An 8001-nucleotide genomic window follows, 5' to 3' on the forward strand; every position below is an offset into this window, starting at 1 on the left:
CTGTGACATAGCCTTTTGTTCCTTTATTTCTCTATTTTTGACGACTTAAAGTTATAAAGGAGCGGCTATGTCATTTCAACTCATCATAAAAGTCGAGCATCGCGTTAATCTAATATATATTTACCATGTTTTGCCGCTTGATGTATAAGCGAATATATTTCATGGATATATTGAAATGATAACGCAGCTAATTTTGCTTGTTGCATTTGTTTTTGAGCTTTATCAGCTTCATGTTTTGCATCTTTGGCTGAATAAAAATTATCAAAATTTTCAGGGCATATGTTTTTATTTATGTGGTTCAAAGTATTTCCTATGTATTATTAGTATACTAATAAACAACAAATATTGTTGTCTAATATGCGTACTTGCCATACCTGAAAAAGACAGAATAATGGTTTACAATCGGTTTAGCTCACATGCTAAAAAACCGCTACAAAATAGAATTCTGTAGTGGTTTTTAAAAGTGAACCATCGTTTAACAGATTATTTATTTGTCAATTTGTCTTTATGTTTTTCTTTTATCATTGCTGAATAATGATATTCAGCGGCATCAACAATTTTTGCCAAGCTCTGTCTTTCTATTCCATCACGACCATCGAAACCTCCACCTTCTGGCCTGTCAAATTTAACAAAGTTATATACTGTTTTTACTAAAAACCTTGCTATTTCGGCTCTTGCTACAGGGTTATCGTTACTTTCTTCTTGAAGCCATTTTTCTATAATCTCTTTTTTCATTTCTTATCCTTATTTACAGTTATAGTAGTTATGGTTTTTATCTCGGATGGTGAGAGTAGAGAAAACCCCCGTACTGTACTACGGGGGTAGTCTAAGGTTATCTTCGGGCTTTCAGGTGAACCCGGCCAAATTCTAACTGTCTTTTTCCAAAATTAGGTGACCATGTTCATCAAGTGTGATCATGGACAGCATTTGTTCAATTGCGTAATGCACCAAATCAGCCTCGCTGTAAATTTTTTGCCGTCCGCTCATGATATTTTTCTTTGTTAAGAGGAATGCCTTTTCCTGTAAATCGATAGATTCCGACTTCTTCAACCTGATGGTAGTTTTCAATGTAGATGCATGACTCATTAGCAGCCTCCGTTCACCATAATCTTTAATTCTATAAAATTTGTGTGCAAGTTGCCTACGACATGTTGACAGGAAACATGTGATATGTTTACTATCTATAGATAATGTTATTAGTGATTTGTATACAACGCCAATTGAGAGCGTTTTTAGGGAAAGAAAGATCGGGTACTCAGGGTCAACCTCAGTACTTTTTTAAAAGCTTCATGGGTTCGCATAATCTATATTATGTTAAATTAAAATCATATTCATAATCCAAACATCATAAAGTAATCCTACTACGTATTTTTTATTGATGAATTGGTGCACATTACACATTATATGGATCAGGGTTCCCTCCCTACTCTTCTCTGAAAATACGAGGGATTCAGACAAAACAATTCACCCTCAAAACATATCAGCGACTAAAGCTTTGTAGCAGAGAATTAGAAACATCCAATGTCATGATTCATTCAGTAAATAGCGCTTATAATCTTCAAGATCACCCTCAAAGTCCCTTACATCCCCATTACCGACTAACCAGAATTCATTACATACTGAGCGTAACAGTGCTCTGTCATGACTCACAAGTAGCACTGTTCCGTCATACTGATTAAGAGCTAGCGACAGAGCCTCTCGAGTTATTAAGTCAAGATGGTTTGTCGGTTCGTCAAGGAGCAGGAGGTTTGGTTTTTTCCAGACGATCATTGCAAGAACAAGACGCGCTTTTTCTCCGCCACTCATTGTACCCACGGGCCGTGTAATCACGTTTCCGCTGAAATTAAATGTGCCCAAATAGTTTCGTAACTCCTGCTCTCGGCTTGAAGAAATATGAGTCATAGAAAGCCGAATCATATGCTGTAAAGGAGAATCTTCAGGCTGTAAGACATCAAGTTCATGTTGCGCGAAATATCCAATGCTCAGCCCTCTCCCTTCAGTTACAGAACCGGATAATGGCGGTATTGTCCCTGCTATCGTTTTTATAAAAGTCGATTTACCCTGTCCGTTCGCCCCCAAAATACCAACCCTTTGTCCTGCAAGGATAGTACGGTTTATTCCACTCAGGATTAGCACAGACTTCTGATCACCAGCTCCAGCGTGTGGACTATAGCCAAAGTCAAGATCACGTAACACCAGCATCGGGTTAGGAAGACTAGCTGGTTCACTGAACAGCAAAGTAAATTCACTGTCCGCGATTACAGCAGACACTTTTTCCATTCGTTCGAGTGCTTTGATTCTGCTTTGGGCCTGCCTGGCTTTAGTGGCTTTATAACGAAACCGGTTTATATATTTCTGCAGGTGGCTGACCTGCTCCTGTTGTTTGGTGTAGGCAGCATGCTGTAATTCTAGCTGCTGTGCTCTTAGCGTTTCGAATAAACTATAATTTCCGTTATATCGGATCAGCTGATTGTGCTCCAGGTGAACGGTAACATTCGTTATGTTGTCCAGAAACTCACGATCATGACTGATAACTATGATTGTGCCTGTGTGAATACTTAACCATGATTCAAGCCATGATAAGGCATCAAGATCTAAATGATTTGTCGGTTCATCCAGAAGCATCAGATCAGAAGGACACATCAGGGTGCGCGCTAGTTGCAGACGCATACGCCATCCCCCTGAAAACTGATTTACCGGCGTACTCATTTCTTCTGGTCTGAAGCCAAGCCCCATCAGGATCGACTGTGCTCGTGGCGCAGCATCGTAGTCACCCGCATCGGATAAATCACAATATGCCTGAGCCATAGCCATGCCGTCGTCCTGTTCTGTCGCTTGTATGAGGCGAACTCGGGCCGCCATCAGCTCTGTGTCACCGGCAATAACAAAATCGGTAGCACTTTCAGTAGATTCAGGCATGTTTTGATCAACTTGAGTTATTCGACAATATTTTGGTAGATCAACATCTCCGTTTTCTTCATTAATTCTGCCAGAGATCAAAGCAAATAAAGTAGATTTACCCACACCGTTTCTGCCGACCAAACCAACCTTCTCACCCTGATTTATTTTCAGGTTTGCTTTATTCAGAAGAACTTTGCTGCCGTGCTGTAGCATGATGTTTTTTAGATTAATCATATAATTGATTCTCTTAACGTTTCTTATTTGTACCAGTGGCCTGTTGTTCTCATATCAAACAAGGTGATGCGCGATCTATGCCACTTCAATAATGCAACATAAACTCAAATGAATCAATATTGATTCATTTGAGTTTATGTTAATACAGTACCATTATTTTGGTCGGAACATCAAAGAAGCAAGCTTTGATCTGCAAGAAATTATTTGCATTCTCATTAATGAAATAGACGAAAGTAGAGTATTTAAGAGTGCATTGGAGTCAATTTTGATTTAAATGATTTATATATGAATCTTTTTAATTCAAAACAATATGATTACAATATGTTCATTTGATAAATGGACTAAGTAAGCACTAAAGGCGTCCCTAACATGGCAAATATGATTACAAAAGATGAAAAATTTATGGTGTCGCTAGCAATAGCGCTTGTTGATCATCCTAGGGCGACACTCAAGGAACTGGCCGAAGCGATGGGTATTAGTAAGGCGACTCTGTATCGCTTTTGTAAAACCCGTGAATTGCTTATCCAAAATCTGACAACCCACAGCGTGAAAGTTATGAACAAAGCCATCTATGGTGCACAACTGCAAGAACTACCCGTAGATATAGCTTTGAGAAAATTGATTGAAAACTACTATGAACACCGTGAAATATTATCATTCATGATATTTTATTGGGAAAATCTTCAGATCGAACAGGTGGTAGAGGATGAATGGAGCAACAATCTCGACAGTTTTTTCTTGCGTGGGCAAAAAGAAGGGATATACCGTCTCGACATCAGCTCAGCTGAGTATACCGAGATTTTCACCTCTATCATTCGTGGACTGGTTTATGCTGAACGCAGGGGGCGCGTGGGACGGGCTGGTTTAATAGCCCTGACAGAAAAAGCCTTTCTCAACGGCGCAAAAGTTTAGTGATCTTTGTTAACTAGCTGAAAATTAAATATTTTTTATTATTTTCTTAATCAGCAGCATCACTCCAATAACGCAAATATAAAAATTGAGATGCGGATAGGCAATTAACATGGTTTGTCATCCACCTCAAAAACTCTGAGGTTGTCGAGCACAGCCTCTGAGATACGTAACGCTTCTTCTTTTATCCGTACGGTAAGTAGAGCCACATTTGTGAAATCCGGTGACTCAACAAGTACCGCCTCTAATACACTGTATTGAGGCATTTCGGTGCGTTCTGCATTCCACGAACTATTCTTCAGAGTATTCCAGTATGTTTTCTGGGTAGTTGCGTTTTTCCCCATCAACCATAATTCGAAGCGTAAAGCTTTATGATTCAGAACAATGCCAAAGCGTAGTTTTCGTTCCCGAAGATAGTCGTCAAAGAACGGAAAGTACGTAAAGTCCATATACCCGGGCGAGATATTTCCGAAAGAAAATTTATCAGCAAGATTATTTGTTAAATACGCCTTTAGGTGCATCATGTACCGCAATAGGTAATGATATGCTTTTTGGATATCCCCTTGTTCAAGCTGGGCTTTGTACACAGAGATATATTTATCGACATCTTGTATTTCACTGATTATGTCCGTCGCAGAAGATGTGTAGAGTATTTGTTGTTTGTTATCGTCAGTCATGATTTATTCCATAGTCTTTATCTTGGTACAGAATAGGCAGTTACTTGAACAATTCAGCTGGCAGATAGCTGGGGTAGCCATTACATTAGTTTAGATATGCTTAGTCAGATGTCTAATGGCGGTAAACGCTAGGTAGAAACAAGCTATATAGCTGTTTTATTGCTCTACCTTGCATTTTTATTTGCATACATAATGCTGAAATTGCTTGGCAATAGTTTGTTGAGCTAATGTATTTACTCTTCTGAGTGTTCTATCTATGATTCCATATTAATTCATTCGCTTATGATTTATTTATCAATGGAGCTTTCATGATTCATATCATTCTTGCACCAACCAACCTTGGGTTAAGCCCCCTATGGGAAGGACACATACCCGGGACATGGCGGGCTCCGCAAGTACTGATGGAACATGGATTAGCGCAAAAGCTGCGAGCTAATACTATCAGTAAATTAATGTCTCCAATATATTCACTTGAAGCTCAAATTGGGACACGTATACGCAATGGTTATGGTATTCGTGCCTTTAATTTACAGTTGGCGGAGGAAGTGGCTAAGGTACAAGAGAGTGGCAATTTTCCACTAGTTATTGGTGGTGACTGCTCAATCCTATTAGGCGCATTAGCTGGTTCTCGTCGTACAGGGCCTATTTCACTCATCCACATTGATGGACACAGTGATTATCGCCATCCAGACAACTACGATACAAATCAAATGTTAGGTGCAGTAGCAGGGATGGATTTGGCTTTGGCAACAGGTCGCGGTGAGGCTCTATTAACAGACTGGCCAGATATAGAAAGCCCATTAGTAGTGCCAGAGCAGCAGGTACTCCAGTTAGGCGAACGCGAGAACCGAGATGCTGATTTTGCTTGGCCTGATATTAACCAAACGGCTATTTCACAGATTGATGTATTTACAGCAAATTCAATAGGCGAAAAAGGGATCCTCAACAAAATTGAGCAAATGTTAGGTGCTCAACCGACATGGCGTTTTTGGGTACATTTAGATGTTGATGTTCTTGACCAAAGTATCATGCTAGCGGTTGATTCACCCGGGAGTCCGGGCATTGAATTGAATTGGTTGAAAAATATCGGCGCACAATTAATTAATAACCCATTATGTTGTGGCATGACTGTTTCAGTTTTCGATCCTGATTTAGATCCCGATGGTTATTATGCCGAGCTGATTATTGAAATCCTGGAAGAAATGTTTCTGCGCTGTACATCCCCTTCCCTCTGAAAATTATATTTTAGGGACTGTTTTTTTATTAGGATATCAAGTCTATTTGATATCCTATAAGTAGCATATAACCTTATTTACGAATAAAATTATCGATAATCAAACCAATCGCTTCTTCGCTACGTCCATGTAAAATAGCTTTTGCAGTATATAATCCCATTCCAACTACGCTATTTAATTCTACATTTGGTGGCATTACCAATTCATTTGGCGAAGTATGTACGTCTAACACTGCTGGGCCATCATGATTTAGAAAACGAATAACGGCTTCTTCTAATTTCTCCGGTGATTCAATCGATTCACCAAAGATCCCTAATGATGTCGCAAGCTTGCTAAAATCAGGGTTATCTAAGTTAGTATAGTTATTAAGAAGCCCTTCTACTTTCTGCTCCAGTTCCACGAAGTTGAGTGATTTATTATTAATCACCACCACCTTCACAGCGAGTTTTTCTTGTGTCATTGTCAGTAAATCCCCCAATAACATCGTTAAACCACCATCACCAGAAATAGAGATAATCTGACGTTTAGGGAACGCTTTCTTTAGCCCTAGCGCCTGAGGCATTGCGTTCGCCATTGTGCCATGTTTTAAGCTGGCTAATGTTCTTCTCTGACCATTAGTATTAATATAACGCAATAACCACACCACCGGAGAACCACCATCTGCCGTAAAAATAGCGTCTGCATCAGCATGTTTATCCAACAACTGGACTAAATATTGAGGATGAATAATTTTTGATTTTGCACCCTTATCCAGCCAATTTATTTTTTCTAATGTCTTTTTATGTAATTCGACAGATTTGTGCAAGAAACCATCATCGGTTTTCTTTTCAAGAAGTGGAAGCAACTCTAACAAAGTTTCTTTAACACCACCATTAATCCCTAAATGAACAGAATGGCGTTTCCCTATGTTAGCTAAATTAATATCAACTTGTATGATAGTCGCCTTTTTGGGGAAAAATTGAGGCCAGGCAAAATCAGTACCCAACAAGAGTAAAACATTGCAATTTTTTAGCATAGTAAAACCAGACTCCATACCAAGCATGCCTGTCATTCCCACATTATAGGGATTATCATATTCAATGAAATCTTTTACGCGAGAAGTATGTGCAATTGGAGCTTGTAGTTTTTCAGCAAGCTGAAGCAGTTCATCTCTTGCATCTTTACTGCCTATCCCTGCATAAATGCCAATTTTATTACCTTTATTTAATAAAACAGCCAGTGATTTAATATCTTCTAAGGCAGGAATCACTTGTGGTGGATGATAATTAACAGTAATTTTTGATGTATATTCAATCTCTGATTTACTAATATTGACAGGTAATATAATAACAGCCACCCCTTTTTGACTCAGTGCAGCACTAATTGCATTCTTTGTAATTTCAATCGCTTTTTCTGGGTTGCTAATTTCTTCACAAAACACAGAGCACTCACTATAAACTTTTTTAAAATCTACATACTGAGGAAAAGAGCTATCATTCACGTATGTTGCTAACTGGCTTGCGATTAGTATTACTGGCGCTCCGTTCCGGTGAGATTCATACAACCCGTTGATGAAATGTAAGCTTCCCGGTCCACAAGAACCAGCACATGCACTAATCTGCCCAGAAATGAATGATTCAGCGCCTGCTGCAAAGCCACCAACCTCCTCGTGACGAACATGGATCCATTCAATATCACTGGCATGAATAGCATCTGTTACATAATTAAGAGTATCGCCAACAATACCATAGCAATGTTTCACACCGGAATTTTGAAGGATATCAACGATAACACTAGCAATATTTTTTTTCATAAAAGTAACCTGGCAATCATATAAATAGTAGATAAAGATGTTAACCACCTTTTTATATTAGTTGTTAACCCTATAAAAACCATGAAAATAAAATCCCGTGAAAACAAAGTGGCATCCAACAATGATTTTAACAAGATATTACTATAAATAGATTTACTTTATGCTTTTTTCTAAAAAAAGAAACTTCTCTATGATGACATCATTCCGATTTTTAATTTAATTAAAATTAACACTTATGTACTTTAATTCACAT

General features: G+C 38.6%; 8 protein-coding genes. 2 read left to right on the forward strand and 6 right to left on the reverse strand.

Annotated features, from left to right (window positions below):
- Positions 1-104 precede the first annotated feature (104 nt).
- The 4 genes from AACX68_RS04015 to AACX68_RS04030 all read right to left on the reverse strand — a co-directional run bounded on the left by AACX68_RS04015 (position 105) and on the right by AACX68_RS04030 (position 3135).
- Positions 105-302 carry a hypothetical protein gene (locus AACX68_RS04015; RefSeq protein WP_228860641.1) on the reverse strand — a complete coding sequence of 66 codons (198 nt, stop codon included), beginning with the start codon at positions 300-302 and terminating at the stop codon, positions 105-107.
- A 181-nt stretch (positions 303-483) separates the two neighbouring features.
- A complete protein-coding gene (locus AACX68_RS04020; protein ID WP_228860642.1) occupies positions 484-735 on the reverse strand; it encodes a hypothetical protein in 252 nt (83 codons plus the stop codon).
- Positions 736-867: 132 nt separating this feature from the next.
- Positions 868-1086, reverse strand: coding sequence for a hypothetical protein (locus AACX68_RS04025; RefSeq protein WP_099110228.1), 219 nt, complete (start codon positions 1084-1086; stop codon positions 868-870).
- 438 nt (positions 1087-1524) lie between these two features.
- A complete protein-coding gene (locus AACX68_RS04030; protein ID WP_228860643.1) occupies positions 1525-3135 on the reverse strand; it encodes an ABC-F family ATP-binding cassette domain-containing protein in 1611 nt (536 codons plus the stop codon).
- A 369-nt stretch (positions 3136-3504) separates the two neighbouring features.
- Here AACX68_RS04030 and AACX68_RS04035 point away from each other — a divergent pair, with 369 nt between their 5' ends.
- Entirely contained in the window at positions 3505-4047 is a 543-nt protein-coding gene (locus AACX68_RS04035; RefSeq protein WP_228860644.1) for a TetR/AcrR family transcriptional regulator, read from the forward strand.
- A gap of 104 nt (positions 4048-4151) precedes the next feature.
- Here the strand turns inward: AACX68_RS04035 and AACX68_RS04040 are convergent, their stop codons facing one another.
- The gene (locus AACX68_RS04040) at positions 4152-4721 is read right to left on the reverse strand and encodes a DUF7000 family protein (protein ID WP_228860645.1); all 570 of its coding nucleotides are present in this window, start codon (positions 4719-4721) and stop codon (positions 4152-4154) included.
- Between the two features lie 308 nt (positions 4722-5029).
- On the opposite strand from AACX68_RS04040, the gene AACX68_RS04045 reads away from it, so the two are divergent.
- On the forward strand, positions 5030-5956 hold the full coding sequence (locus AACX68_RS04045) for an arginase family protein (RefSeq protein WP_228860646.1): 927 nt from the start codon (positions 5030-5032) through the stop codon (positions 5954-5956).
- Between the two features lie 73 nt (positions 5957-6029).
- Here the strand turns inward: AACX68_RS04045 and AACX68_RS04050 are convergent, their stop codons facing one another.
- On the reverse strand, positions 6030-7748 hold the full coding sequence (locus AACX68_RS04050; RefSeq protein ID WP_228860647.1) for a thiamine pyrophosphate-dependent enzyme: 1719 nt from the start codon (positions 7746-7748) through the stop codon (positions 6030-6032).
- Between the last annotated feature and the right edge of the window lie 253 nt (positions 7749-8001).

The sequence above is a fragment of the Xenorhabdus sp. PB61.4 genome (assembly GCF_963894935.1).
GTDB classification, from domain to species: Bacteria; Pseudomonadota; Gammaproteobacteria; order Enterobacterales; family Enterobacteriaceae; genus Xenorhabdus; species Xenorhabdus stockiae.

Excerpts from the sequence above, each read along its gene's own strand:
- AACX68_RS04020 (WP_228860642.1), bottom strand. The coding sequence starts at position 735 with ATGAAAAAAGAGATTATAGAAAAATGGCTTCAAGAAGAAAGTAACGAT.
- AACX68_RS04025 (WP_099110228.1), bottom strand. The coding sequence starts at position 1,086 with ATGAGTCATGCATCTACATTGAAAACTACCATCAGGTTGAAGAAGTCG.
- AACX68_RS04030 (WP_228860643.1), bottom strand. The coding sequence starts at position 3,135 with ATGATTAATCTAAAAAACATCATGCTACAGCACGGCAGCAAAGTTCTT.
- AACX68_RS04035 (WP_228860644.1), top strand. The coding sequence starts at position 3,505 with ATGGCAAATATGATTACAAAAGATGAAAAATTTATGGTGTCGCTAGCA.
- AACX68_RS04040 (WP_228860645.1), bottom strand. The coding sequence starts at position 4,721 with ATGACTGACGATAACAAACAACAAATACTCTACACATCTTCTGCGACG.
- AACX68_RS04045 (WP_228860646.1), top strand. The coding sequence starts at position 5,030 with ATGATTCATATCATTCTTGCACCAACCAACCTTGGGTTAAGCCCCCTA.
- AACX68_RS04050 (WP_228860647.1), bottom strand. The coding sequence starts at position 7,748 with ATGAAAAAAAATATTGCTAGTGTTATCGTTGATATCCTTCAAAATTCC.